This window comes from Ferrovibrio sp., from assembly GCF_002796975.1.
Lineage (GTDB): Bacteria > Pseudomonadota > Alphaproteobacteria > Ferrovibrionales > Ferrovibrionaceae > Ferrovibrio.
The window spans coordinates 79685-104815 of the sequence record NZ_PEKV01000003.1 but is presented as its reverse complement, the minus strand read 5'-3'; the positions used below and the strand labels follow the sequence as shown (position 1 = coordinate 104815).

25 protein-coding genes and 1 pseudogene are annotated in these 25131 nt (G+C 64.0%); 13 read left to right on the top strand and 13 right to left on the bottom strand.

The window, feature by feature from the left end; all coding sequences use genetic code 11:
- Positions 1–19: 19 nt before the first annotated feature.
- Entirely contained in the window at positions 20–781 is a 762-nt protein-coding gene (locus CTR53_RS02205; RefSeq protein ID WP_290809055.1) for a GntR family transcriptional regulator, read from the bottom strand.
- Positions 782–1004: 223 nt separating this feature from the next.
- On the opposite strand from CTR53_RS02205, the gene CTR53_RS02200 reads away from it, so the two are divergent.
- From CTR53_RS02200 to CTR53_RS02160, 9 genes are all read left to right on the top strand, one after another.
- Positions 1005–2198, top strand: coding sequence for a serine hydrolase (locus tag CTR53_RS02200; protein ID WP_290809053.1), 1194 nt, complete (start codon positions 1005–1007; stop codon positions 2196–2198).
- Between the two features lie 18 nt (positions 2199–2216).
- Entirely contained in the window at positions 2217–2432 is a 216-nt protein-coding gene (locus tag CTR53_RS02195) for a hypothetical protein (protein WP_290809051.1), read from the top strand.
- Between the two features lie 97 nt (positions 2433–2529).
- Positions 2530–3783, top strand: coding sequence for a branched-chain amino acid ABC transporter substrate-binding protein (locus CTR53_RS02190; RefSeq protein ID WP_290809049.1), 1254 nt, complete (start codon positions 2530–2532; stop codon positions 3781–3783).
- A 164-nt stretch (positions 3784–3947) separates the two neighbouring features.
- Positions 3948–4898 (top strand): branched-chain amino acid ABC transporter permease, encoded by a 951-nt coding sequence (locus CTR53_RS02185; RefSeq protein WP_290809046.1) that lies wholly within the window; start codon positions 3948–3950, stop codon positions 4896–4898.
- Between the two features lies 1 nt (position 4899).
- Positions 4900–6207, top strand: a complete 1308-nt coding sequence (locus CTR53_RS02180) for a branched-chain amino acid ABC transporter permease (RefSeq protein WP_290809044.1) — start codon at positions 4900–4902, stop codon at positions 6205–6207.
- On the top strand, positions 6204–6971 hold the full coding sequence (locus CTR53_RS02175; RefSeq protein WP_290809042.1) for an ABC transporter ATP-binding protein: 768 nt from the start codon (positions 6204–6206) through the stop codon (positions 6969–6971). The genes CTR53_RS02180 and CTR53_RS02175 overlap by 4 nt, the downstream gene beginning before the upstream one ends.
- Positions 6971–7678, top strand: a complete 708-nt coding sequence (locus CTR53_RS02170) for an ABC transporter ATP-binding protein (protein ID WP_290809040.1) — start codon at positions 6971–6973, stop codon at positions 7676–7678. Before CTR53_RS02175 ends, CTR53_RS02170 begins: the two co-directional genes overlap by 1 nt.
- Before the next feature lie 80 nt (positions 7679–7758).
- A complete protein-coding gene (locus tag CTR53_RS02165; RefSeq protein WP_290809038.1) occupies positions 7759–8727 on the top strand; it encodes an SPFH domain-containing protein in 969 nt (322 codons plus the stop codon).
- A 3-nt stretch (positions 8728–8730) separates the two neighbouring features.
- On the top strand, positions 8731–9171 hold the full coding sequence (locus CTR53_RS02160) for an NfeD family protein (protein ID WP_290809036.1): 441 nt from the start codon (positions 8731–8733) through the stop codon (positions 9169–9171).
- On the opposite strand, the gene sugE is transcribed toward CTR53_RS02160, so the two are convergent.
- The 4 genes from sugE to CTR53_RS02140 all read right to left on the bottom strand — a co-directional run bounded on the left by sugE (position 9172) and on the right by CTR53_RS02140 (position 13634).
- Complete coding sequence (sugE, locus tag CTR53_RS02155) at positions 9172–9492, bottom strand: quaternary ammonium compound efflux SMR transporter SugE (RefSeq protein ID WP_290809034.1); 321 nt, start codon at positions 9490–9492, stop codon at positions 9172–9174.
- A 167-nt stretch (positions 9493–9659) separates the two neighbouring features.
- Complete coding sequence (locus tag CTR53_RS02150) at positions 9660–12170, bottom strand: methyl-accepting chemotaxis protein (RefSeq protein ID WP_290809032.1); 2511 nt, start codon at positions 12168–12170, stop codon at positions 9660–9662.
- A 248-nt stretch (positions 12171–12418) separates the two neighbouring features.
- On the bottom strand, positions 12419–12982 hold the full coding sequence (locus tag CTR53_RS02145) for a carboxymuconolactone decarboxylase family protein (RefSeq protein WP_290809029.1): 564 nt from the start codon (positions 12980–12982) through the stop codon (positions 12419–12421).
- Positions 12983–13091: 109 nt separating this feature from the next.
- Positions 13092–13634, bottom strand: coding sequence for a peroxiredoxin (locus CTR53_RS02140; protein ID WP_290809027.1), 543 nt, complete (start codon positions 13632–13634; stop codon positions 13092–13094).
- Between the two features lie 213 nt (positions 13635–13847).
- On the opposite strand from CTR53_RS02140, the gene CTR53_RS02135 reads away from it, so the two are divergent.
- From CTR53_RS02135 to CTR53_RS02125, 3 genes are all read left to right on the top strand, one after another.
- Complete coding sequence (locus CTR53_RS02135) at positions 13848–14795, top strand: hydrogen peroxide-inducible genes activator (protein ID WP_290809025.1); 948 nt, start codon at positions 13848–13850, stop codon at positions 14793–14795.
- A gap of 3 nt (positions 14796–14798) precedes the next feature.
- Positions 14799–15311: a GNAT family N-acetyltransferase gene (locus CTR53_RS02130; RefSeq protein ID WP_290809023.1), complete on the top strand. Its 513-nt coding sequence runs from the start codon at positions 14799–14801 to the stop codon at positions 15309–15311.
- Positions 15312–15438: 127 nt separating this feature from the next.
- Entirely contained in the window at positions 15439–17532 is a 2094-nt protein-coding gene (locus CTR53_RS02125) for an ATP-binding protein (protein ID WP_290809020.1), read from the top strand.
- Positions 17533–17739: 207 nt separating this feature from the next.
- Here CTR53_RS02125 and CTR53_RS02120 read toward each other — a convergent pair whose 3' ends face one another.
- The 7 genes from CTR53_RS02120 to CTR53_RS02090 all read right to left on the bottom strand — a co-directional run bounded on the left by CTR53_RS02120 (position 17740) and on the right by CTR53_RS02090 (position 23643).
- Positions 17740–18582, bottom strand: coding sequence for a VacJ family lipoprotein (locus CTR53_RS02120; protein ID WP_290809018.1), 843 nt, complete (start codon positions 18580–18582; stop codon positions 17740–17742).
- A 217-nt stretch (positions 18583–18799) separates the two neighbouring features.
- Positions 18800–19018, bottom strand: a complete 219-nt coding sequence (gene yacG, locus CTR53_RS02115; protein WP_290809016.1) for a DNA gyrase inhibitor YacG — start codon at positions 19016–19018, stop codon at positions 18800–18802.
- Positions 19019–19061: 43 nt separating this feature from the next.
- On the bottom strand, positions 19062–20651 hold the full coding sequence (locus CTR53_RS02110; RefSeq protein WP_290809014.1) for a ribonuclease E/G: 1590 nt from the start codon (positions 20649–20651) through the stop codon (positions 19062–19064).
- A 42-nt stretch (positions 20652–20693) separates the two neighbouring features.
- Entirely contained in the window at positions 20694–21272 is a 579-nt protein-coding gene (locus CTR53_RS02105) for a nucleoside triphosphate pyrophosphatase (protein WP_290809012.1), read from the bottom strand.
- A gap of 33 nt (positions 21273–21305) precedes the next feature.
- On the bottom strand, positions 21306–21524 hold the full coding sequence (infA, locus tag CTR53_RS02100) for a translation initiation factor IF-1 (RefSeq protein WP_144067704.1): 219 nt from the start codon (positions 21522–21524) through the stop codon (positions 21306–21308).
- A 210-nt stretch (positions 21525–21734) separates the two neighbouring features.
- Positions 21735–22292, bottom strand: coding sequence for a molybdopterin-dependent oxidoreductase (locus CTR53_RS02095; protein ID WP_290809008.1), 558 nt, complete (start codon positions 22290–22292; stop codon positions 21735–21737).
- Positions 22293–22413: 121 nt separating this feature from the next.
- Positions 22414–23643: a GAF domain-containing sensor histidine kinase gene (locus tag CTR53_RS02090; protein ID WP_290809006.1), complete on the bottom strand. Its 1230-nt coding sequence runs from the start codon at positions 23641–23643 to the stop codon at positions 22414–22416.
- A gap of 215 nt (positions 23644–23858) precedes the next feature.
- On the opposite strand from CTR53_RS02090, the gene CTR53_RS02085 reads away from it, so the two are divergent.
- Positions 23859–24509, top strand: a complete 651-nt coding sequence (locus CTR53_RS02085; RefSeq protein ID WP_290809004.1) for a VOC family protein — start codon at positions 23859–23861, stop codon at positions 24507–24509.
- Between the two features lie 10 nt (positions 24510–24519).
- Here the strand turns inward: CTR53_RS02085 and CTR53_RS02080 are convergent.
- Positions 24520–25119 (bottom strand): annotated as a pseudogene (locus CTR53_RS02080) (SIMPL domain-containing protein); the annotation flags it as partial.
- Positions 25120–25131 lie beyond the last annotated feature (12 nt).

Sequence of the window (25131 nt, the reverse complement as noted above, 5' to 3'; positions counted from 1 at the left end):
AGTTCAGTTTTCGAGATTATTACGCCAGTGCCGCCGGTGCGGTGACGAGGTCGACCGCCTGGTCGAGGTCGTTGCCGCCGCGCTCGAAGCCCTTGCGCCAGTCGATCAGATGGCGCTTGGTCCACAGCCGGCCAAGCTCCTTGTCGCGCAGCTTCAGCGCCTGCACCAGCATGCGATGCGCCTCGACCAGACGGCGCGCGCCCTGTTCGGTGCCCTGCACTGCCACATGCGTGGTCGGATAGATCAGCATGTTGGAGGGCTCGCGTGCCAGTTCGAGCACGCGGTTGCGCGCGGTCTTTTCCAGCAGCAGATGGAATTCGCTGTCATAGGCCGCCACCGCAGCCGGATCGTCGATCCGCGCTTCGGTTGCATCGATATTGGCTTCCAGCGTGGCGATCTCTTCCTCGGTGGCGCGTTCGACCGCGAAGTCGATGGTGGCCAGACTCAAGGCCATGGTCGCTTCCCACAATTCGCGGAAGGTGACCTGGTGCAGGATCAGCGCGCGGCTGGCGCGGGTGGCGAGCTGGTCGTAATGCGGCAGGCCGACGGCCAGGCGGCGGCTGGAATCGCGCTGCACCATGCCGCCCTGTTCCAGCAGGCGGATACCTTCGCGCACGGTTGACCGGTTGACGCCGAACTGGCGCACCAACTGGGCCTCGGTGCCGATCGGATCGCCCGGCCGCAGCCGGCCGGACAGAATCTCGCGCTCGATGGCCTCGGCCACCATCTGGTAGGCCGGCACCGGCGTAAGCCGCGCAAATTTCTCGGCAACCCCAGACATTTAGTCCCCCGACGAACGTTCGTCCTCAAAATCCGAGCCACAGGCTGAGGCAAATCGCTTGAAAGACGCCGTGTATTCCGGCGACCGCATTTCTACCGGCGACCCATACGCCGGTCCAGCGGCCCAGCCCGGCTCACAGGATCGAACAATGTTTGACTTAGGTCGGATTGTCCGACAATCATAGTCCACAAGCAAATAAAAATGGCCAAGGGAGGCCGCGCTGATGAGAACGACCCTGAGGCTGGCCGCGACGGCCGGCATTACCATCCTTGCGCTTCAGGCCCCCCTTCCGTCGCTGGCAGCAGAGCTGCTGCCCAAGGCCGATCCGGCCAGCGTCGGCTTTTCGGCGGAGCGGCTCGCCCGCATCGGTACCCGCCTGAAGGCCGATTCAGAGGCCGGCGTGATTCCCGGCGCCGTGGTGCTGGTCGCCCGTCATGGCAAGATCGCCTATTTCGACGCCTTCGGTGTGCAGGACCCGCAGACCAAGGCGAAGATGTCGCGCGACAGCATCTTCCGCATCTATTCGATGACCAAGCCGATCGTCACGGCGGCTGCGATGATGCAGGTCGAGGAAGGCCGCTATCACATCGGCGATCCGGTGGCGAAATTCATTCCCTCGTTTGCCAAGGTGCAGGTCGGCGTCGAGAAGCCGGCCGCCGAGCCCGGCGGCAAGCCGACGCTGGAACTGGTGGCGCCACGCCGCGCGATGAGCATCCAGGATCTGATGCGCCACAGCTCCGGTATCACTTACGGCTTCTTCGGCGTCGGCGTCGTCAAAGGCATGTATGCCGGTGTGCTGGATGGCGATCCGGACAATGCGGAATTCGCCGAGCGTGTCGCCAGGCTGCCGCTGGCTTACCAGCCCGGCACCGTGTGGGATTACAGCCATTCCACCGACATTCTCGGCCGCGTGATTGAGATCGTCGACAAGAAGTCGCTGTATAATGTGCTGAGCGACCGCCTGCTCAAGCCGCTCGGCATGAAAGACACCGCCTTCTATGTCACCGATGCGGCGAAGCAGGGCCGCGTCGCCGAACCCTATGCCAATGACCGCAGCCTGGGCGGCGGCGTGGAATTCTTCGATCCGCGCAAGGCCGGCAAGTTCGAGAGCGGCGGCGGCGGTCTGACCGGCACGGCGATGGATTATGCGCGCTTCCTGCAGATGCTGCTGGATGGCGGCACGCAGAACGGCAAGCGGTACCTCAGCCCGANNGGCTTCGGCGTGCGGCTGGCCAACGGCATCTCGGCCGATCCGGGCAGTGCCGGCGACTATTACTGGGGCGGCGCCGGCGGGACTTACTTCTGGGTCGATCCGAAAGAAAAGATGTTCGCCGTCTTCATGATGCAGTCGCCCAAGCAGCGCCTGACCTATCGCGCCCTGATGCGCGACATGGTCTATGCCGCCATGACCAGGTAGATGCGGGACGAAACAGGCATGATGCGCCGTATTCTCGCGAGACTGCTTGCATGGCTGGAATCTGCCTGGGCACAGACCCTGGCGCAGGCGCCAGCCATGCGCAGCGCCGCACATATTCCCATCAGCAGCTATAATCGCCGCTATCCGGGCCGCACGCCGGCTTCCGAACTGCGGCGCAATCTGGGCTGGGTCGCCGTCATGGCTGCCCGCCCGCATCGGGATCGCCGCGCTTGAGCCGCCGCATCGGCAGGGCTCAGCAGGACAACGGTATTCGCCGCAACGACGGCGGATCGGCGGAGCAGAAGCCGCCGCAACAAACAGGATGGAGGAAATGATGTCCAATGGTTACCGGACAGGCTTGACCGCGCTCGCGCTCAGCCTCGGACTCACAGCCCTGGCAATACCCGCCATGGCGCAGGTGAAGATCGCGTTCGTGGATCCGCTGTCGGGTTCCATGGCGCCGATCGGCGAACACGGCGTGAAGCATTTCCAGTATATGATCGACAAGATCAACGCCAAGGGCGGCGTCAACGGCCAGAAGATGGAACTTCTGACCTATGACAACAAGCTGAGCCCGCAGGAAACCGTGATTGCGGCGCAGAAGGCGATCGATGCCGGTGCGCGCATCCTCACGCTGGGCAACGGCTCGGGCGCTGCGGCGGCGATGATCGACTTCGTCAACAAGCACAACGACCGCAATCCCGGCAAGGAAGTGATCTACCTGAACTACGCCGCGGTGGATCCGGCCTTCACCAACGACAAGTGCAGCTACTGGCATTTCCGCTGGGATGCCCATGCTGACATCAAGATGGCGGCGATCACCGGCTATATGAAGAGCAATCCGAAGATCAAGAAGGTCTACCTGATCAATCAGGATTATTCCTTCGGTCAGGCGGTGCGCAAATCGGCGGTCACGATGCTGAAAGCCAAACGGCCGGATATCCAGATCGTCGGCGACGAGCTGCACCCGCTCGCCAAGATCACCGACTTCGCACCCTATGTGGCCAAGATCAAGGCCAGCGGTGCAGACAGCGTCATCACCGGCAACTGGGGCAGCGACATCTCGCTGCTGCTGAAGGCCGCGGCCGACGCCAACCTGCAGGTTGACTGGTACACCTACTATGCCGGCGGCGCCGGCGGCCCGACCTCGATCAAGCAGACCGGCCTGAAGGACCGCGTCTTCCAGATCACGGAAGGCCTGGCCAACATCAACACCAAGGAGAACTACGCCTGGGAGACGGACTTCCGCAAGAAGTCGGCCGGCCAGGGCTGGTGGTATCCGCGCGTGCGCAACGAGATGGAAATGCTGGCCCGGGCGATGAACGAGGCCAAGTCGAACGACCCCAAGGTGTTCGCCGAGAAGCTGCGCGGCATGAAGTACAAGAACATCTACGGCAAGGACACCTACATGCGTGCGGAAGATCACCAGTTCTTCCAGGACATGTATATCTCCGCGCTCACGCCGATGACCGGCGACATGAAGTTCGACGAGGAAAACACCGGCTGGGGCTGGAAGCTGACGGCCACCGTGCCGATGAGCGAAACCGACGTACCCACCACCTGCAAGATGGCGAAGCCGAGCTGACGGCGTGACGATGCGGCGGCGCCGGGTGACCGGCGCCGCCGTTTCTCCCAATCGTCATCCCCGCGAAAGCAGGGATCCAGCGCATAGAAAGACTGGGTTCCCGCTTTGGCGGGAACGATGAAAAGAAATATAACAGGCTTGCATGTGTCGTACGGGGGCTTCGATTGCTTGAACTGGTGATCTTTTCCACGCTGAACGGCGTGCTGTACGGTATGCTGCTGTTCCTGCTGGCCAGCGGCCTGACCCTGATCTTCTCGATGATGGGCGTGCTGAATTTCGCCCATGCCAGCTTCTACATGCTGGGCGCCTATTTCGGTTTCCAGCTCAGCCAGTGGCTGGATTTCTGGGTTGCGCTGTTCGTCGCGCCCGTCTGCGTCGGCCTGGTCGGCGCCGCGGTCGAGCGCTGGGGCCTGCGCACCGTCCATAAATGGGGCCATGTCCCCGAGCTGCTGTTCACCTTCGGCCTCGCCTTCGTGGTCGAGGAACTGGTGCAGATGGTCTGGGGCAAGCTGCCGGTGGACTACCGCGTGCCGGCGCTGCTGGACTTCCACGCCTTTGAACTCTTCGGCACCACCTATCCCGCCTTCCGCATGTTCATGCTGCTGATCTCGGTGGCGATCTTCCTGGTGCTGCTGATGATCCTGACGCGCTCGCGCATCGGTCTGATCATCCAGGCCGCGCTGACCCATCCGAACATGGTGGCAATGCTGGGCCATAACGTGCCCAAGGTCTTCATGATGGTCTTCGGCTTCGGCTCCGGCCTTGCCGGTCTCGCCGGCGTGATCGCCGGCCCGGCGCTGGTGACGCAGCCAAGCATGGCGCATGTGCTGGGCCCCATTCTGTTTGTCGTGGTCGTGTTCGGCGGGCTCGGCTCGCTGCCCGGCGCCTTCATCGCCTCGCTGCTGATCGGCCTGATCCAGACCTTTGCGATTGCGATCAACTACTCGCTCGGCGATGCGCTGTCGGCCATCGGCATGGCGCGGCCGATGCAGGGCGTGCTGAGCGACCTGTGGCAGGTGACGGTGGCGCAGGTCGGCCCGGTGGTGCCGTATCTGATGCTGGTGCTGATTCTGATCTTCCGGCCCACGGGCCTGATGGGCACGCGGGAGAACTGAGATGAGCGACGCAACCATGACCGCCGCGCGCGGCAATCCGGCGCTCGACCTGCTGCGGCGCTACGGCATCTGGGTGATTGCGGCCGCCGTGATGATCGTGCTGCCGAAGATTTTCACCTCGGGTGCCGCGCTGACCACCATGTGCCTGATGGGCATCATGATCGTATTCTCACTGGCCTATAACATGCTGCTGGGCCAGACCGGCATGCTCAGCTTCGGCCATGCGGTGTATTACGGCCTGGGCGGCTTCCTCGCCGTGCATGCGATGAACACCATCGCTGCCGGCAAGCTGGCGATCCCGCTGCCGGTCGTGCCGCTGGCCGGCGGTGCGATGGGACTGATTTTCGGCTTCATTTTCGGCGCGGTCAGCACGCGGCGCGCCGGCACGGTGTTTGCCATGATCTCGCTGGGGCTGGGCGAACTGATCGCATCGCTGTCGCTGATCCTGCGCGGCTTCTTCGGCGGCGAGGAAGGCATCACGGCCAACCGCACCAAGATGCTGACGCTGTGGGGGGTGCGCTTCGGGCCGCAGATCGAGGTCTACTACCTGATCGCCGCTTGGTGCTTCGCCTGCATGATCGCGATGTATGCCTTCACCTGCACGCCGCTCGGCCGCATGTGCAACGCGGTGCGCGACAATCCGGAGCGCGCCGAATTCGTCGGCTATTCGACGCAGATGGTGCGTTTCATCACCTTCTGCATTTCGGGATTCTTCGCCGGCGTGGCCGGTGGCCTGGCCGCGATCAATTTCGAGCTGATGAATGCCGTGAACATTTCCGGCGCGCAGTCTGGCGTGGTGCTGCTGATGGCCTATATCGGCGGCATCGGCCATTTCGTCGGCCCGATCCTGGGTGCCGTGCTGGTCGTGTTGCTGCAGGTCTTCCTCAGCGATCTGACCGGCGCCTGGATGCTGTATTTCGGCCTGATCTTCATCACCATGGTGATGTTCGCGCCGGGCGGTATGGCCGGGCTGATCATGCTGCATCTGCCGCTGTGGCGGCGCGGCACGCTGCTGCAGATCGTACCGTCCTACGCCGTGATGCTGGTGCCGGTGCTGATGGGTCTGGCCGGACTGGTGACGCTGATCGAGACGTCGCATCACCAGCTGGTGAAGGCGGCCACCGACGGTCCGGCGATGAAGCTGTTCGGCATCGCCTATAATTCCAACTCCCTGTTGCCCTGGATCGTGGCGCTGGCGCTGATGGGCGGCGGGCTGTATCTCGGCAAACTCTGGGGGCCGCGGATGGCGGATGCTTATTCCGACGCTGCCCATGGCCAGGACAGCAATAAGCGGGAGGCCGGCAAATGACTGCGCTGGGTCTCCATGACGTTCACAAAAGCTTCGGCATTACGCCAATCATCCGCGGCGTCTCGCTCGAAGTCGGCAAGGGCGAACGCCATGCCATCATCGGACCGAATGGGGCCGGCAAGTCGACCCTGTTCCACCTGATCTCAGGCCGCTTCCCGCTTACCGAGGGCAGCATCCGCCTGAATGGCGAGGACATCACCGGGCTGAAGCCGTATCAGATCAACCGCCGCGGCCTGTCGCGCTCCTTCCAGGTCACCAATATCTTCCCGAAGATGACGGTGTTCGAGAATGTGCGCTGCGGCGTGCTGTGGCATCTCGGCTATCGCTATTCCTTCTGGCACAACACCCGCAAGCTGAAGGATGCCAACGACCGCGCCATGGCGATCCTGCAGCAGATCGGCCTGGCCGACCGCGCGCAGCTGCCGGCGAGCTTCCTCACCTATGCTGAACAGCGCGCGCTGGAAATCGGCATCACCATTGCCGGCGGCGCCGAAGTGGTGATGCTGGACGAGCCGACCGCCGGCATGAGCCGTTCGGAGACCGCGCATTTCGTCAGCCTGATCCGCAAGGTGACCGAGGGCCGCACCCTGGTGATGGTGGAGCACGACATGGGCGTGGTGTTCGATCTGGCCGACCGCATTTCCGTTCTGGTCTACGGCCAGATCATCGCCTCCGACACGCCGGCCAACATCCGCAACAGCAAGGCCGTGCAGGAAGCCTATCTCGGCCAGGCCCTAGAGTCTCATGGGGAGGCCGAACACTGATGTCTGAGTCGATGCTGCAAGTCCGCGACCTGCATGCCTATTACGGCAAGAGCCATATCCTGCATGGCGTGAGTTTCGAGGTGAAGGCCGGCGAGATCGTCTCGCTGCTCGGCCGCAACGGTGTCGGCCGCTCGACCACGATCAAGGCGATCATGGGCGATGTGCCGCCACAGGGGTCGATCCTGTTCAAGGGCGGCGAGATCGCCGGCAAGAAGCCGCATGAGATCGCCCGGCTGGGCTTGGGCTACGTGCCCGAGAACCGCGACATCTTCCCAGCATTAACGGTGCGCGAAAATCTCTATCTCGGTCAGAAGAAGGCCAATGTCACCGGCCGCTGGTCGATGCAGGATATGTTCGAGATCTTCCCGCGCCTGGAGGAACGCGCCGATACCCAGGCCGGCGTGCTGTCGGGCGGCGAGCAGCAGATGCTCACCATGTGCCGCACGCTGATGGGCGATCCCGACCTGATCATGGTCGACGAGCCGACCGAGGGCCTTTCCCCCATGATGGTCGAGCGCGTCGCCGAACTTCTGGAGCGCATCGCCAGCCGCGGCATCGCCATCCTGCTGGTCGAGCAGAAGCTGACGATTGCGCTGAAGATCTGCCAGCGGCTCTATGTGATGGGCCACGGCCACATGGTCTTCGAGGGCACGCCGCAGCAGCTCAAGGATAACGCCGCCATCCGCAAGGAGTGGCTGGAGGTTTGACGGTCTGCTTGTGAAATGGGCTTGCACCACTGCCGCCGCGTACATAAGACTAAAGGTGGGGTTCAGAAAAGGGGCAGGCTATGAACATCTCTCCGGTGACGGTCATTCTGATCGTCTTGGCTATTCTCGTCGTCGTGACAATACTTGCCGGCGTGAAGACGGTGTCGCAGGGCCAGCAGTGGACAGTAGAACGGTTCGGCCGTTACACGCGAACCCTGTCGCCGGGCATCAATCTGATTATCCCGTATATCGAACAGATCGGCCACAAGCTATCGGTCATGGAAACCGTGCTCGATATCCCCGAGCAGGAGGTCATCACCAAGGACAATGCCACGGTGACGGCGGACGGCATCGTATTCTATCAGATTCTGGAGGCGATGAAGGCCGCCTATGAAGTACAGAATCTCACCATCGCGCTCAGCACGCTGGCCATGACCAATGTCCGTGCGGTGATCGGTGCCATGGACCTCGACGAAGCTTTGTCACAGCGCGACCAGATCAACAGACGGCTATTGTCGGTGATCGATCAGGCCACGTCACCCTGGGGTGTCAAGGTCACTCGCATCGAACTGCGCAATATCCAACCGCCGCAGAATCTGCTGGATGCCATGGGAAAGCAGATGACAGCGGAACGCAGCAAGCGAGCTGAAATTCTGGCTGCGGAAGGCGAGAAGCAGGCTGCCATCCTGCGTGCAGAAGGCCAGAAACAGGCAGCTGTACTCGAAGCCGAGGGCCGCCGCGATGCCGCACAGCGCGATGCAGAGGCACGCGAGCGTCTGGCGGATGCCGAGGCCAAGGCGACGAAGGTGGTCAGCGACGCTATCTCAGGCGGCAATATTGCCGCCATCAATTACTTCGTCGCACAGAAATATATCGAGGCCTTTGGAAAACTCGCCGACAGCCCGAACCAGAAGATGATCATGATGCCATTCGAGGCTACTGGCGTTGTATCGAGCCTTGCCGGTATCGCTGAACTGGCGAAGGAAATACAGACGCGGAGCCAGTCCGGTACAGCACCGCGCCCATGGGGCGACGGCGTCAAGAGCTGACAGATGCTGTCTTTCACCCTTCTCGCCTGGCATTGGCTCGCGCTCGGTCTGGTCCTGATCGTGCTGGAAGTGGTGGTGTCGGGTTATGTCCTGCTCTGGCTCGGCATTCCCGCTTTGCTGGTCGGCGCGGCCATGCTGCTGCAGCCCGATCTGTCGCCGGCCATGCAGATCGGGCTCTATGGCGCGCTGGCCGTGATTTCGCTGGCCGTCAGCCTGACCATGCGCCGCCGGAAAGCAGCTGCAGTGCCGATAGTAAATACCGGCGTCGCGCGTTTCATCGGCCGCACTGCACTGCTCACCACCGCCCTGCAGGCCGGTCGCGGCGAAATCGCACTGGGCGACAGCGTCTGGCCAGTCAGTGGTCCTGACCTGCCAGCCGGCACTGAAGTCGTCATCACCGGCAGCGACGGCGTGATCTTGACGGTGATGCAGAAGCAGAGCTGATTATGCCGGCGTCACCACTTTCAGCCCGACGATGCCGGCGACAATGAGCCCGATGCAGACCAGCCTCAGCACGGCGGCGCTTTCGCCGAAGAGATAGATGCCGAGGATCGCCGTGCCGACCGTGCCGATGCCGGTCCAGATCGCATAGGCCGTGCCGATCGGCAGCGTTTTCAGCGCCAGACCGAGCAGCAGTATGCTGACCACCATCGAGATGCCGGTGAAGACGCTCGGCCACAGCCGGGTGAAACCTTCGGTATACTTCAGACCGATCGCCCAGCCGATTTCGGTGAGGCCGGCAACGACGAGAATGATCCATGCCATGGCGAATTTCCTTTTCGCTCTAAGACGCGCTCAGCACCTTCGCGCTGCGGCGCTCAACGACAGGGTCGTCCCCGCCCGATAGGTCAAAGAAAAAGCCGGGTCGTCCCGGCTTTTTCCCATATGGCGTCTACCTGCTCAAAAGCAAGGCGGGTCGAAAGGCAAGAGGATCAGAATTCCTGCCAGTCGTTGTCAGCATTGGCGGCCGGAGCCGGACGCGGGGCCGGCGCGGGCCGGGATGCAGACTGGGTCTGCGGCGCGGGTCTGGCAGCCATCGCCGGTTTTGCCGGCACCGCCTTCGGCACAGCGGCAAGCGGCCTCGGGGCCGCCGGCTTCGCAGCCGGAGCCGGCGCGGCGGTCACCGGCCGCGCCACCGGGGTGCCACCAGTTGCGCCACCCGTGCGGAAGAAGCCGACCAACTCGGCGAGCTGGCGGCCCTGATCGGCGAGCGACTGTGCCGAGGCCGAGGTTTCCTCGACCAGCGCGCCATTGCGCTGGGTCATCTCGTCCATGCTGCCGACGGCGGTATTGACCTGTTCGAGACCGGTGGCCTGCTCACGGCTGGCGGCTGCGATCTCGGCGACGATATCCGACACCTTCTTGATCGCGCCGACGATATCGGTCAGCGAGGTGCCGGTCTGGTTCACCAGCGCCGCACCCGACTTCACCTGCGCATTGGACTCGTTGATCAGCGCCTTGATGTCCTTCGAGGCATTGGCCGAACGCTGCGCCAGCGCACGCACTTCCTGCGCCACCACGGCAAAGCCCTTGCCGGCCTCGCCTGCCCGCGCTGCCTCAACGCTTGCGTTGAGGGCAAGAAGGTTGGTCTGGAAGGCGATCTCGTCGATCAGGCCGACGATATCGCTGATCTTCTGTGCGCTGGCCTCGATCTGTGTCACGGCAGTGACCGCCTCCGCCACCACGCTGCCGCCCTTTTCGGCGGTGTCGCGCGCCACCGTGGCGAGCTGGTTGGCTGCCTGGGCATTGTCGGCATTCTGCTTCACCGTCGCCGTGATCTCGTGCATCGACGCCGCGGTTTCTTCGATGGAGGCGGCCTGCGATTCCGTGCGGCTGGCCAGATCCTGGCTGCCGCTCGAGATTTCTGCCGAAGCCGTACGCACCGTCTCAGCGCTTTCCGCCAGCTTGCCGGCGAAGTCGCGCAGGCGCGCCACGGTTTCGCGCGCCGCGCCGGCCAGATCGCCGAAGGCACCCTTGTACTGCCCCGAGGCCGAGGCCGTGAGGTCGCCATGGCTGAGGCCCTGCAGCACGCGGCCGAGATCGTTCAGCACGCTCTGCAGCGTATCGGCCAGGCCGTTCATCTGCTGCGACAGGTCGCGGAACACGCCGTCCTTGCCGGCCATGTCAATACGGCGCGAGAAATCGCCGTCGCCCACCGCGATGCAGAACTGCGCGATCTCGCGGCTGATCGCCGCTTCGGCTTCGCGCTGTTCGGCCAAGCGGCCGCGCTCGACATCGGCGCGACTACGCTCGTCGGCTTCCAGCTGCGCCTTCTCGTCCGCATTGCGGCGGAAGACGGTGAGCGCCTTGGCCATGTCGCCGACCTCGTCCGTGCGGTCGGCATAGCCGATCTCGGCCGACTGGCCTTCGGCGATCCGCGTCATGGTCACCGTCATTGTACCCAGCGGTGAGATCACGCGGCGCAGGAAGAAAACCGTGCCGGCCAGCAGCAGGACGGTGGACACGATGGCGATGATAATGTCGATCACCATCGTCTGGGTGCGTTCGGCGATAATCGAGTCGGCCAGCTTCATCGTATCGGCGATGGCGACGTCGCGCAGATAACCTGCTGTATAGAGCTGGGGATTCTGCCTGGCACGGAAATCGGCCATGCTGAACGGATAGGCCTCGCCCTTGTCGCTGGCGGCACGGATCGAGGCATAGATCTGCGGCAGGACCTCGTAGAAGGCCTTGCGGGTATCCTCCGCCTTCGCCTTCATCTCGGCCGACGGCTCGATTGCCTGCATGCCCATCACGATGCGGGCCCAGATTGCGTCGACCTTGCCGCTCTGTTCGGCCAGCGTGATCGCCGTATTGGGCGGGATCGGCTTGCCCGAGGCGACCACATTCACGGTCGCGGTGCCGCGCACGCTGGCTTCAGCGCGCATGTCGGCGGCCAGCCTTGCCAGTTCCATCGGCGCAGAGATGTCGCCGTCGGCATGATTGATCGCCGCGCCGATGTGGTTGAGCATCGGCAGGATATCGCTCACCACCTTGGTCATCGCCGGCACATAGCCGTTCATGACATCGGCGGGGCGCTGGGCCAGCGGTTTGGCGATGGCGGCCTCGGCACGGCTGCGCCAGTCGTCCAACGTCGCCTTCATGGCTTCGATGCGGCGGATTTCGATGGCGGGATGGCCGGAGGTGCGCGCTGCCGCGAGCGCGGCGGCGATGGTGTCGTCGGTCACCTTGCGCGGCTTGGCGATGAAATCGCCCTTCGGATCGGTGATCTTGTCGTCGCGCAAAGCGGCATTATAGGCGCCGCGCTCGATACCGAGCAGTTCGACGATACGCAGCAATTCGCCCTGCGTGGCGGCAAGGCCGCGTGCGGTGACGGCATTCTGGCGTTCGCCATAACCGTCGTAGATCACCTGCCCGGATTCGAAGAGCACGATGGCGGCCATGAGGCCGATGAAAAGCAGAAAACTGGCACGGATACGCATGATGTCCTCCTGACATCGGGGGGCGGGTAACCTGTGCAAGACTTTATGCCCAGCCGGCCACACCCAACCAAGGAAGATTGTGGATAGTTACCGGGATTTAATCTCCCGCGTCGCATCGCATAACTTTCCCGTAAAACTCCTTGTCCCACCCATTACGGCACAAAAGAAAGCGGCTGCCATCTTGCGATGGCAGCCGCTGGACGCCGTCCGGACGGAGGGGCAAGAGCCCGGACGGTATTTGGTTCGGATTACTCCGCCGCGGCGGCAAGATCGCTGCTCAGCGCCTTTTCACCGTCGATCACGGCAGCGACGGCATGCACCACGGCGGCGATGCGCACCGCCTGCTGCACCTGTTCCTCGCTGAAGCCATGCTTGCGCAGCTGCGCCTCATGGCTTTCGACACACATGCCGCAGCCGTTCACGGCAGAGACGGCGAGCGACCAGAGTTCGAAATCGGCCTTGTCGACGCCAGGCTTGCCGATCACGTTCATGCGCAGTTTGGCCGGCATCGACTTGTAGTTGGCGCCCGGTTCATGCGCCATCATATGGACAAAGCGATAGTAGATGTTGTTCATGCCCATGATCGCGGCAGCGGCCTTGGCGGCTTCCAGCGCTTCCGGCGACAGCTTGGGCGCGAATTCGGCGACGATGGCCTGGATCACGCTGGCTTCGCGCGCAGCGAGCGCCGTGGCGATGAAGGTGCCGGCGCGCTGCTGTTCGGTCAGGCCAGGTTCGGTGGCCAGCGAACCCAGGTTGAGCTTGAGGTCGCGGGCATATTCGGGCAGGCGGGTCTTCAGGCTGTCGAGGCTCATGGCGGGCTCCTTTTCTTATCCTTGTAAATCTGGGGAGGCTTTCGCCGCGCGCCCGCTGATCTTCGTGGGATGAAGCGGGGCGCGCGGCGATGCCTTTACCGGAGGCGGCTTAGGCGGCCGGCTTCAGAACCTCTTCGCCCTTCTGCCAGTTGCAGGGGCAGAGTTCGTCGGTCTGCAGCGCATCGAGTACGCGCAGCACTTCAGCCGGGTTGCGGCCGACGCTGAGGTCGTTCACCGACACGAAGCGGATGATGCCTTCCGGGTCGACGATGAAGGTGGCGCGCAGGCAGACGCCTTCGGCCTTGTCGAGGATGCCGAGATCCTGGCTCAGCTCGCGCTTGATATCGGCCAGCATGGCGAAGGGCAGATCCTTCAGATCGCCATGGTTGTTGCGCCAGGCCAGGTGGACGAACTCGGAGTCGGTCGACACGCCGTAGACGACGGTGTCGCGATCGTTGAAGTCGCCGTTCAGCTTGCCGAAGGCCGCGATCTCGGTCGGGCAGACGAAGGTGAAGTCCTTCGGCCAGAAGAACACGACCTTCCACTTGCCCTTGTCGGACGCGCTGGAGATGTCGGTGAAGGCCTTCTTCGGGTCGGTCGAAACGACGGCCTTCAGGTTGAAAGCGGGAAACTTGTCGCCGATGGTCAGCATAGGTAATCGCTCCTCTAACTTTGTCTTGGTTACGGGCCTGCCAAGTCATCTGGCGCGGCCGATCCGGGGGCGGCGGGCTGGTCGTCCGGGACCGCTTTTCAACGGCGCCTGGGCCTGATGTCCCGCTAGGATTGATAATTAGATGCTTTCTAAATATCGTTCAAACAGATAATTCCGATAGAAATAATCGATTTTATCGATTATATAACAAACATGCTCAGTTCACCCTCGCTGCGGCAGTGGCAATATCTGGTTTCCCTCGCGGAAAACCGCCATTTCGGCCGCGCTGCAGAAGCCTGTTTCGTCACCCAGTCGACGCTGTCGGCCGGCATCCAGGAACTGGAAACACAGCTGGGTGCCGCTTTGGTCGACCGCACGAAAAGAAAAGTCGTGCTGACGCCGCTCGGCGAGGATCTGGCCGGGCGGGCGCGTGAACTGCTCGCCCGGGCCGAGGATATGGTGCTGGCGGCACGCGCCGCCTCCGTGCCGCTGAGCGGACCGCTGCGGCTCGGCGTGATCCCGACCATCTCGCCCTTCCTGCTGCCGCGTGTGCTGCCGAGTTTGCGCAAGCGCTTCCCCGACCTGCGGCTGTTCCTGCGCGAGGACCTGACTGCACGGCTGGTCGAGCAGTTGCAGGCCGGCAAGCTGGATCTGCTGCTGATTGCCCTGCCCTATGACGGTGGGGCGCTGGATACGATGACGCTGTTCGACGACGACTTCCTGGTCGCCTGCCGCGAGGATCATCAGCTGGCGCGGCGCAACAGCGTGAAACTCGACGACCTGAGCGAGGCGCCGCTGCTGCTGCTCGAAGACGGCCACTGCCTGCGCGACCATGCATTGGCGGCCTGTCGCCTGCCGCCCTCGCCGCGCCGAGACGGTTTCGCCGCCACCTCGCTGCACACCCTCGTTCAGATGGTCGATAGCGGACTCGGCGTCACGCTGCTGCCGCGGCTGGCACTGGATGCCGGCATCCTGCGCGGTACCGATGTGACGACGCGCCCGCTGCAGGATGGCGATGCGGCGCGCCATATCGGTCTCGCCTGGCGGCGCGGCACGCAGCGCGCCAAGGAATTTTCCCTATTCGGCGAAGCGCTGGTGGCGGCATTGAAGCAGCCCGGCAGTTCGTCGACATCCTCACAATCCACGAAGCAGAAAGCGTAACGCATGTCCAAGACCCTGATCCGCCCTGCCACGATTGCGGATGCCGAAACGATCCTGTCGCTGGTGCAGGCGCTGGCGATCTACGAGAAGGAGCCGCTGAGCAGCGTGAAGGCGACGGCGGAGGATTTCCGTCGCGACGGCTTCGGCGCGGAAAAACGCTTTGAAGTTTTGATTGCCGAACTCGATGGCCAGCCGGTCGGCTTCGCGCTCTATTTCCACAACTACTCGACCTGGGAAGGCCGCGTCGGGCTCTTCGTCGAAGACCTGTTCGTGCTGGAAAGTGCGCGCGGCCATGGCCTGGGCCGGCAGCTGATCACCGCGCTGGCCGCGATTGCCGATGCGCGCGGCTGCAAGCGGCTCGATCTCAATGTGCTGGACTGGAATCCGACGCGCGAGTTCTATCATCGTCTCGGCATCAACCATAAAACCGAGTGGCTGCCCTATCGCATGACGCAGCCCGACCTCGCCCGCCTGGGCGAACAGGCCGACCGGGCCTGGTTTCCCCAAAGACCATAACCTGCGACCTTAACGCGCGCGGTAATCGGATAATAACCTCAGCGCGAAGGAAAGCTTTTGTCGTTCTTCGCCGGAGTGTGACAGACTGATCTCCGGGCACAGAGCCCGGGGAGAAAAACGACCCGGCATGACGAAGCGCGAAGCTGCGACAGAGACCGTGATCACGCGACGCTGGCGTGGCAGCTTGCCGCGCGGCTTCGTCGCCCTGATCCTCGCCGTCGTGCTGCTGCTGCTCGCCACCGGCGGCCTTGCGCTCTCTCTGGTGCTCAACCTGCGCAACAGCGAACAGGATCGCATCGTGCTGCAGGGCACCGGGCTGGCGCGCACGCTGGCCGATGCCGCGCAGCGCCAGATCGATGTCGCCGACCTGCTGCTGCAATTCGCCGCCGCCGAAGCCAGCGACCGCATCAGCCGCGGCCTGACGCCGAGCGATGCCGTGGTCGCGCTGCTGACAGACCGCATCTCGATCATGCCGCAGGTCGATTCCGTACACGCCTTCGATGCGCGCGGCCAGTACTGGTTTGCCGTCGGCAAAGGTTCGATGCCGCTCGACATCGGCTGGCATCCCGGTTTCCAGCTGCATCGCGACGGCGTGGTGCAGCAGATTTCTGCCGCGCAGATTCCGGGAGACCCGCGCATCTGGCTCAGCCGGCGCATTGACGGCGCCGACGGCGCCTTTGCCGGCGTGCTGATTGCCACCCTGCACATCGATCTGCGCGAACTGCTCGATCCCGCTTATTTCCCGCTGCCGGTGTCGACACTGGCGCTGATGCATGAAGACGGCCGGCTGATCACCGGCTGGCCGCAGCAGCGCGCCGTGCAGCTGGCCGGGCTGCTCGATTTTACCAACGGCAACCAGGGCTACAGCGCCACCGAAGCCGAACCGCTCTACTGGGCCAAACTGAACGAATTGCCGGTCAGCCTGCTGCTGCAGCTCGAACCGCTGCCTTCCGACACTGCGTGGCGCCGCGCCGCCATCGGTTTCGGCATCCTGTTCGGCATCGTGATGCTGGGCGCCATCGCTGCCGTCTGGGGCACCTGGCGCCAGCTCAAACGGCGTATCGCCACCGAATCGCTGCTGCGCGGCCTGATGGACAATCCGCCGCTGGTGATGACGCTGCAGGATCCACGGGGCCGCTATCTGATGGTGAACCAGCATTTCGCCAAACAGTTCCGGCGCACCGAGGACGACCTCATCGGTCGCTTCTCGAATGAAATCTTTCCGCCGCCGCTGGCGGCGCGGCTGACCCAGCAGGTCGAGGAAACCGTACGCGCAGGCCGGCCGCAGACGTACGACATGCGCATCCCCGACATCAACGACGAGCTGCGCGACTACATGCTGGTGCGCTTTCCGATCTACGACCAGGATGGCAGGCTGCTGGCGGTCGGCAGCATCGCCACCGAGATCACCGAGCGCAAACGGCTGGAGGCGGCCTTGCGCGAACAGGCCGAGATGCGCGAGAAGCTGGCTGAGAATTATGCGCGCCAGCGCGAAGTGGCCGAAACCGCCAACCGGGCGAAAAGCGAATTCCTCGCGCATATGAGCCACGAGCTGCGCACGCCGCTGAATGCCATCATCGGTTTTGCCGATATGATCGCCGGCCGCATGCTGGGACCGCAATCGGTCAAGTATTTCGAATACGCCGAGGATATCAGCGGCAGTGCGCATCACCTGCTGGGCGTGATCAACGACATCCTCGATGTGTCAAAGATCGAAAGCGGCCGTTTCGAACTGGAGCTGCAGGAACACGATCCGCGGGATCTGGTCGACGACAGCCTGCGCCTGGTGCGCGGCCGTGCGCGCGAAGCCAGGCTGCAGCTGGCGAACGCGCTGCCCGACGATCTGCCGCCGATGCTGGTGGATGCCCGCGCGGTGAAGCAGATCCTGATCAACCTGCTGAGCAATGCGGTGAAATTCACGCCGGCCGGCGGCAGTGTGATGGTGGAAGCCGAATTGACCGAGGACGGTGGCGTCACGCTGACCGTGGTCGATACCGGCATCGGCATTGCGGAAGAGAATCTGGAGCGCGTGTTCGAACCCTTCTGGCAGGCCGATGCCGGCATCCGGCGCAGCGAGGGCAGCGGGCTGGGCCTGAATATCTGCCGCAAGCTGATCGATCTGCATGGCGGCAGCATCGGCGTTGCGTCGGCGCCGCAGCAGGGCACCCGCGTCACCGTCAGCTTCCCGCCGAACTGCGTGCTGAAACCGGCGCAGGCTTAAGCGCCAGCAAAGCAAGACCCTCACCCCAACCCTCTCCCGCAAGCGGGAGAGGGAGACACTGGCTTTACCCTCTCCCATGCAATGGGAGAGGGAGGGGCCCGACACCGAAGGTGACGGGAGGGTGAGGGGCTTTGCTGCACACCATCGCCACAAACAAAAACGGCGCGTCTTGCGACGCGCCGTTGTTCGTTGAGTCTGTACGATCGCTTACTGCTTGATGGGCAGCGTTTCGATCTCGCTGCCAGCATCGGCGGCACGGCTGATCGAGGTCGGCGACACATTCGGCTGCTTCGAGGCGCGGTTGGCGATCTCGTCGGCGCGACGCTGGCGATAGACCGTGCGCAGCGTGACGTAATAGTCGAGCGAGGTCTTCTCGAGATTGTCGAGCGTCTCAAGCAGCTGGGCGCGCGCATCGATGCCGGTGGCCGCGGTGCGGGCGTAGATCCAGCCTTCGCGGTCGGTGTTGTTCAGATACCAGTTCACCGGATCGGCGACTGAATCGACCACCACGCCGGTCAGGTCGCGCGGATTGGACGGGCCGAGAATCGGGATGAAGAGATACGGACCTTCGCCATTGCCCCAGACGGCCAGGGTCTGGCCGAAGTCTTCGGTATGCGGCGCGATGCCGAACCACTTGTCGGCGGCATCGTAGAAGCCCAGCACACCGACGGTGCTGTTGATGGCGAAACGCTCCAGTGTTTCGCCAGCGCGACCGGTCTCACCCTGCAGCAGGTCGTTCGCCAGGATCACCGGCGACTTCAGGTTGATCAGCGCGCTGCGGATGCCGGTCTGCATCGGCTGCGGGATTAAATTCGCATAAAGGAAAGCGACCGGCTTCAGCAGGAAGTGGTCGACCACCTGATGGAATTCGAACAGCGCGCGGTTCACCGGCTCAAGCGGATCGTTCACCGCGTCGAAGTCGGCACGCGCCTGCGGATCGGAGGGCGGTGTGGCACAAGCGGTGAGCAGGCCGGTGGAGAGGAGTGCAACTGCCGCGAGGGTCTTCCACTGGGGCATGCGCTGACCAAACTCGCGCGGGGCAACGGACATGGTGCTGGAGCCTTCTTTATTATTCTGAGGCTTATCTTATCGGTTATCCGCCTTTCCGGCGCAAGTGCAATCCCGGCGACCGTGACGGCCGGCACTCGCAACCGGGGGAGTTACAACGGATTTTCGCCCGGTGATGCAGTTCTGCAACAGGCTGTCCGAAACCCGGCCGGATGCTATCCGAAGGGTTATCCGGGACTGTCCCCCGGGATAGCCGGGATCAGTGACGGGTGCCGTCGTCGCCGCCGGCTGCATCCCCCGGTTGCCCCGACTCGTCCTCCTCGTCGATTTCGACAGCCGGGATGGCATAGGCGCCTTTCAGCCAGCGATTCAGGTCGACATCGGCGCAGCGGGGCGAGCAGAAGGGCGGCCGGCCGGGGTCGGACGGCTTGCCGCAGATCGGGCAGGCCCGGGAAGATTTATCATCGGAAACTGTCATAGCCTGATTATAGGCCCTCAGGGGGCGAGGTCAGCAGCCGGAATCAGCGGCCGAGTCGGCCGACCGAGAAGGAGTCGCGGCGCCGATTCGCTTCCGGCTTCACCAGCACCACGGCGCCGATCTGGCGTTCCAACTTGGCCTTCAGGTCGCCATCGTCGAACAGGGCGGCCACGTCGGGCGCACAGGCGATTTCCAGCTTGCCGCCCGGGCTGCCATGGGCTTCGCGCCAGGTCCGGCGCAGCAGTTCGGCCAGCACCGAGGGCAGCGAGGGCAGCCGGCCATCGCCGTCGCAGGTCGGGCAATCCTCGAACAGGCGGGCGGCCAGCGGCTCGCCCACTCTTTTCCTGGTCATCTCGACCAGGCCGAGCGCCGACATGCCGAGCACTTTCGTGGGCGCCGGGTCGCGCTTGAGCGCCTCGCGCAGCGCATTCACCGTCTGGGCGCGATAGGCGGCGTTTTCCATATGCAGGAAGTCGATCACCACGATGCCGCCGATGCCGCGCAGACGCAGCTGGCGCCCGATCGCAGTGGCAGCTTCCAGGTTGATCTTGAGCGCCTGTTCCTCGAAGGCATGGCCGCGCGCAGAGGCGCGGCCGGAATCGACATCGATGGCGGTGAGCGCCTCGGTTTCGCCGAACACGATCATCCCGCCGGACGGCAGCGCGACATGGCGGCCGAGCGCCGCCGCAATATCGGCCTCGATCTCGAAGAGTTCAAACAGCCCGGCTGGATCGTCGAACCGTTCCAGCTTCGAGACATAATTCGGCGCATGCTCGAACAGCCAGGCGCGCGCCTCGGCGAAGCCTGCTGCGGCATTGACGCGGATGCGATCCAGCTTGGCGCCGACGTAATCGCGCAGCGCGCGGCCCACCGGGCCCATCTCGCGCCACAATTCGGCCGGCACGTTGCTGCTTTCCACAGCTTTGGCACGCTGCTGTTCGACCGCGATCCAGCGCGAGCGCAGGCGCTGCAAGTCGGCCAGCAATTCTTCCTTCGACACGCCATCGGCATTGGCGTTGACGATGCAGCCCATACGGCGGCGACGCTCGTCGCCGTTGCGGCGTTCGGGATCGTGTTTCGTCGACTTGGTAATGCGGCGATCGCCGGTCCGGTGCTGCAGGCGGACGTTGACTTCACGCTGAAGCCGCGCGGTGACTTCCAGCGGTGTCTGGTCGGCCAGCGCCATCAGGCTCTGCAGCACGGCGGCCAGCCGCATGCGTTCGGCATCCTGGCTAATCCGCTTGGTGACGCGCACGGCGGGATCGAACGGCGTCAGCGACAGGAAGCGGCCGGGCAGCGCGATATGGCAGCTGAGCTTGACGCCCTTCTCGCCGACCGGGTCGCGGGTGACCTGCACCAGCACGGTCTCGCCTTCATGGATGCATTGCTCGATCGGTTTTTCACCGCTGTCGACCAGGTCGTCGCGGCCGAGGAAGCCGTCGCGGCTCAGCCCGATATCGACATAGGCGGCCTGCAGCCCCTTCTCGATCCGGCGCACGCGGCCGAGGAAGATTGCGCCCAGCGCGGAATCGCGCTCGGGCCGCTCCAGATCGAGGTGGACCAGGCGGTCGTCCTCGACCAGGGCGACACGCGTTTCGATCAGTCCGACATCGATCAGCAGTTCGTTGGCCATCGGACCTGTTTATAGCTGAATTCGTTAAAGAATCGGATAGCCCTAGGGCACGTAACCCAGACCCCGCAGGAGCCCGGCGGTTTCGGCCAGCGGCAGGCCGACCACATTGGAATACGAGCCGCCGATCCAGGGAATGAAGGCCTCGGCCCGGCCCTGGATGGCATAGCCCCCCGCCTTGCCCAGCCCTTCCCCACCCGCGACATAGGCGGCGATCTCGGCGGCTTCGAGCCGGCGCAGCCGCACTTTGGTTTCGACCGCGCGGGCAACCATCCGCCCGTCGGGATGGATCAGGCAGAGTCCGGTGGTGACGGTATGGCGACGACCCGACAGCAGATTGAGACAGCCGGCGACTTCATCGGATGTTTCCGCCTTGGGCAGGATGCGGCGGCCCAGGCCGACCACGGTGTCGGCGGCCAGCACCAGGGCATCCGGGCGCAGTTGCGCCACCGCCGCGGCCTTGGCCTGGCAAAGCCGCAGCGCGAGCATGCGCGGCAATTCGGTTTTTTGCGGGGTTTCGTCGAGATCGGCGGCAAGGATCTCGGCCGGCACAATCCCGATCTGCCTGAGCAGGTCGCGGCGGCGCGGCGATGCGGAGGCCAGAACAAGAGGCAGCTTGGCCACGGTTCCGGCCCCAGTTCCGGTCACTGGCCAGGCTTACTTGAAGCGGAAGGTGATGCGGCCCTTGGTCAGGTCGTAGGGAGTCATTTCCACCATGACCTTGTCGCCCGCCAGCACGCGGATGCGGTTCTTGCGCATCTTGCCCGAGGTATGGGCCAGCACTTCGTGGCCGTTATCGAGCTTCACCCGGAACATGGCATTGGGCAGCAATTCGTCCACCACGCCGGGGAATTCCAGCAATTCTTCCTTCGCCATTCAGCCTCTGAAATACGGTCATCGCGCGCCGGGGCGGCGCGGGTTCACTGCGCTTCGCAAGCGCGGGCGAGAACATGCGCGCGACGGCCCGGAAAATCAAGCAGTGTCAGGCGCATGGCTCGATTCGGCCGGTATTGCGGCCGGGAATGCGATCCCGGCATCGTCGGGCGGATTTTCCTTTATAAAATCAACATCTTATAGCTGGGCCACTCACTCGACCTCGATCCGCAGCGCCGACCAGACCCATTTGGCGTCGTCATGGCTTTTCAGCCCCGGATGCTTGTCGTCGCGCGGATAGACCACCCAGGTCGGGCCGCGACCGCCCAGGCCGAGATATCTGCCATCGGCCTTCAGCGCCAGCAGCACCGGATACTGCTGCAGTTCGGCCAGCGGGATTTCCGCGCCATAGCCGTCCAGCGCATAGACCTTGATCGTTTTCCCGGTCGCTCCCGCCGCTTTGAGCACATCGGCCAGCAGCGGGCCCTCGAACTTATAGGCCTTGGGCCAGGTGTCGTATTTCACGCTGAGCGACGTCATGCCGAGCTTTTCCAGCATGGCAAGATCGAACTGCGCCGCCTTGTCGAAACTCACGCTGCCGAATTTGAAGAAGGCGTCTTCGAAGTCGTTGAGCGCGCCGCGATTCGTGTTCGCGATCTTGCCATGGATGGTCAGCACCACCGGGCCCTTCGGCTGCGCCAGATCGGCAGCCTGGGCGGAGGCGGTGATGCTGAGGGCGAGAAGAGCGACAGCGAAGAGTGAGCGCAGCATGGGGGTGTCCTCCGGAAATACTCCAAGTCTATCGTCATTTCCGCGAAAGCGGGAATCCAGACTGAAGCGCTCAGGCTGTGGAGATACTGGGCTCCCGCCGCGCGGGAGCGACGACTTCTAATTACCCCTGCTTGCAGGGAAAGATCATCGTCGCCGTCGTACCGCGGCCGAGTTCGCTGGCGATCTTCAGCCTGCCGCCATGCAGCGCCATCAGGCGATGCGAGATCGCCAGGCCGAGGCCGGAGCCCTGGCGGCGCTGGTTCTTCGGGCCGGCCTGGTAGAAGGCCTCGCCCAGCCGCACCAGATCGGCCGCCGCGATGCCCGGCCCGTCGTCGCTGATGCTGATGCGCACGGTGTCTTTCTCGGTCGCACCGCTCACAACGATGCGGCCTTCGGCCGGCGTGAACTTGATGGCATTGGAAATCAGATTGAGCAGCACCTGGCGGAAAGCGCTGCGATCGGCATGCAGTGCCGGCAGGCCGTGCAGGCTGGCATCCATCACCAGTGACAGTTCCTTCTGCCGTGCCTGGGTCAGCAGCAGCGAGATCACCGCATCGGCCTCGTCCACCACCTTCAGCCGGTCGAGCGTCAGCGTCATCTTGCCGGCTTCGATGCGGCTGAGATCGAGGATCGAGTTGATCACTTCCAGCAGATGCTGGCCGGCCTGGCGGATCAGTCCGGCATAATCCTTATAATGGTCGTCGCCGAGCGGGCCATAGGCCTCGCTTTGCAACATCTCGGCGAAACCGATCACGGCATTCAGCGGCGTGCGCAGCTCGTGGCTCATGAAGGCGAGGAACTCGCCCTTCGAACGCGAGGCCAGCATCGCCTCTTCGCGGGCGGCCTCGGTCTCGGCCAGCGAACGGTGCAGTTCCAGTGCATCGAGCACCAGGGCGGCAAATTCCCTGAGATGGCCGCGCTGTACATCGTCGAACTTGCGGGTGGCCGGATCGAAAATACCCAGCGCGCCGATGCAGTGGCCGTCACGGCTGATCAGCGGCGCACCGGCATAGAAACGCAGGCCGCCGTCTGCCGCCATGACCAGCGGATTGTCGGCGAAGCGTGCATCGGCTTGCATGTCTTCGGCCACACAGAGTTCGTCGCTGAGAATCGTCCAGGCGCAGAAGCCGGTTTCGCGCGGCAGTTCGCGCAGGTCGACACCCACATGTGCCTTGAACCACAGGCGGTCGGCATCGAGCAGCGTGATCGCCGCACCCGATGTGCCGAAGACGCGCGCCGCCAGCCGCGCCAGACGATCGAAGCGCGGATCGTACGGCGTGTCGAGGATGCCGAAGCTGCGCAGGTCGGCGAGACGGGCAGCTTCGTTTGCGGGAAGAGGTGCGGCGGGCAAAGTCCAGTCTCGCTTTGAAGCGCCTCTATTTAGGGGCGGGGCCGGAGCATCGCAAGCATTGTTCGGCGCGGCGATGCATCCAGGTGCCCGGATCCTTATGGTTAACCGCGCTGCGGCGATTAGCCGCTCCGCTGCGTAGACCGGAAATAGAAATGCGGGCCCGCGCCCGCTTTATAGCCCCGCCGGGCTCTGGACCGGCGGCGGACCCGGGCGTTATGACAGGCCAGATGCTGGAACTCGACCACATCACGGTCATCTCACCCACCCTTGCCGAGGGCGTGGCGCATGTGCAGGCCTGTCTCGATATTGATGTGCCGTTCGGCCGCCGGCATCCAGATATGGGCACACATAATCATCTGCTCAGGCTGGGCGAGAGCGTCTACCTGGAGATCATCGCGGTGAACCCGGCGGCACCGCAGCCGAGCCGTCCGCGCTGGTTCGGACTCGACAATGCAGCAGTCGTGCGCGCCGACTGGGACAGCGGCCGGCGCCTGCGCGGCTGGGTCGCGCGTACCAACGATCTCGACGCCGTGCTGGCGCGGTATGCAGATATACTTGGCAAGAAGGTCGCATTCACCAGCGCCAATGGTGACTTCTGCTTCGCGATTCCCGAGGACGGATCTTTGCCGCTCGACGGCGCGGCGCCCTCGGTGATCGACCGGCTCGGCAAGCCGCCGTCGATTGCTGCAATGGCGGATGCCCGTGCACGGCTGCAACGGGTGATCCTGGAGCATCCAGAACCCGAACGCGTCATCGCGCTGTATCGCGACCTCGGCATTGCCGACCCACCGGTGGTCACATCCGGTTCACGGCTGCGCTATCGCGCACTGATCGAGACAGCGAATGGCCTGAAGGAACTGACCTAGCGGTGCAGACTTAACGACGACGGAGAATCGCCTCGCCGTCGACCGTGACGGTGACGGTCTGTTCGCCGGCAGCGGCCACCGGCGGCGCGGCTTCGGCACGGGCCGACATCGCCATCGTCTTCATCATCACCGGGCGCGCCACCATGCCGCCATTCAGACCGACGCGGGCCCAGCCCTCGAAGCGCATGCCGAGTGCAGCTGCCGCCTTCTCGGCGCGCGCCGCCAGACGCTGCAGCGCCTCATTGAACATTTCGTCCTGCTGGCCGCGCTGCTGCTCGCGCGACAACATGTAGCCGAGTTCCTGCAACGCCAGGCCTTCGGTCTGCAGCGCGCCGACCGCTTCGAGCAGCTTGGCGTCGTCCTTGGACGTGATGATCAGGCTCTGTTGCGCGCGCCACAGCGGCGCCGGCGGCTTGGCGCCGGCCGGCAGGTTCTGCGGCCGTTGCGGGCTTTCCTGATAGGTGTTGTAGCCGCCGGTCTCGACCTCCAGCCCCAGCGCCTTCACGCGGTTGAGCGCGCGGCTCATCGCGGCATTGACGCTCGACTGCGAGGTGGCGGCCGATTCCGACGTCGCCTGCGCCAACAGGCGGGCGCGCATGGTATCGGGCGTGACATCGCGCTC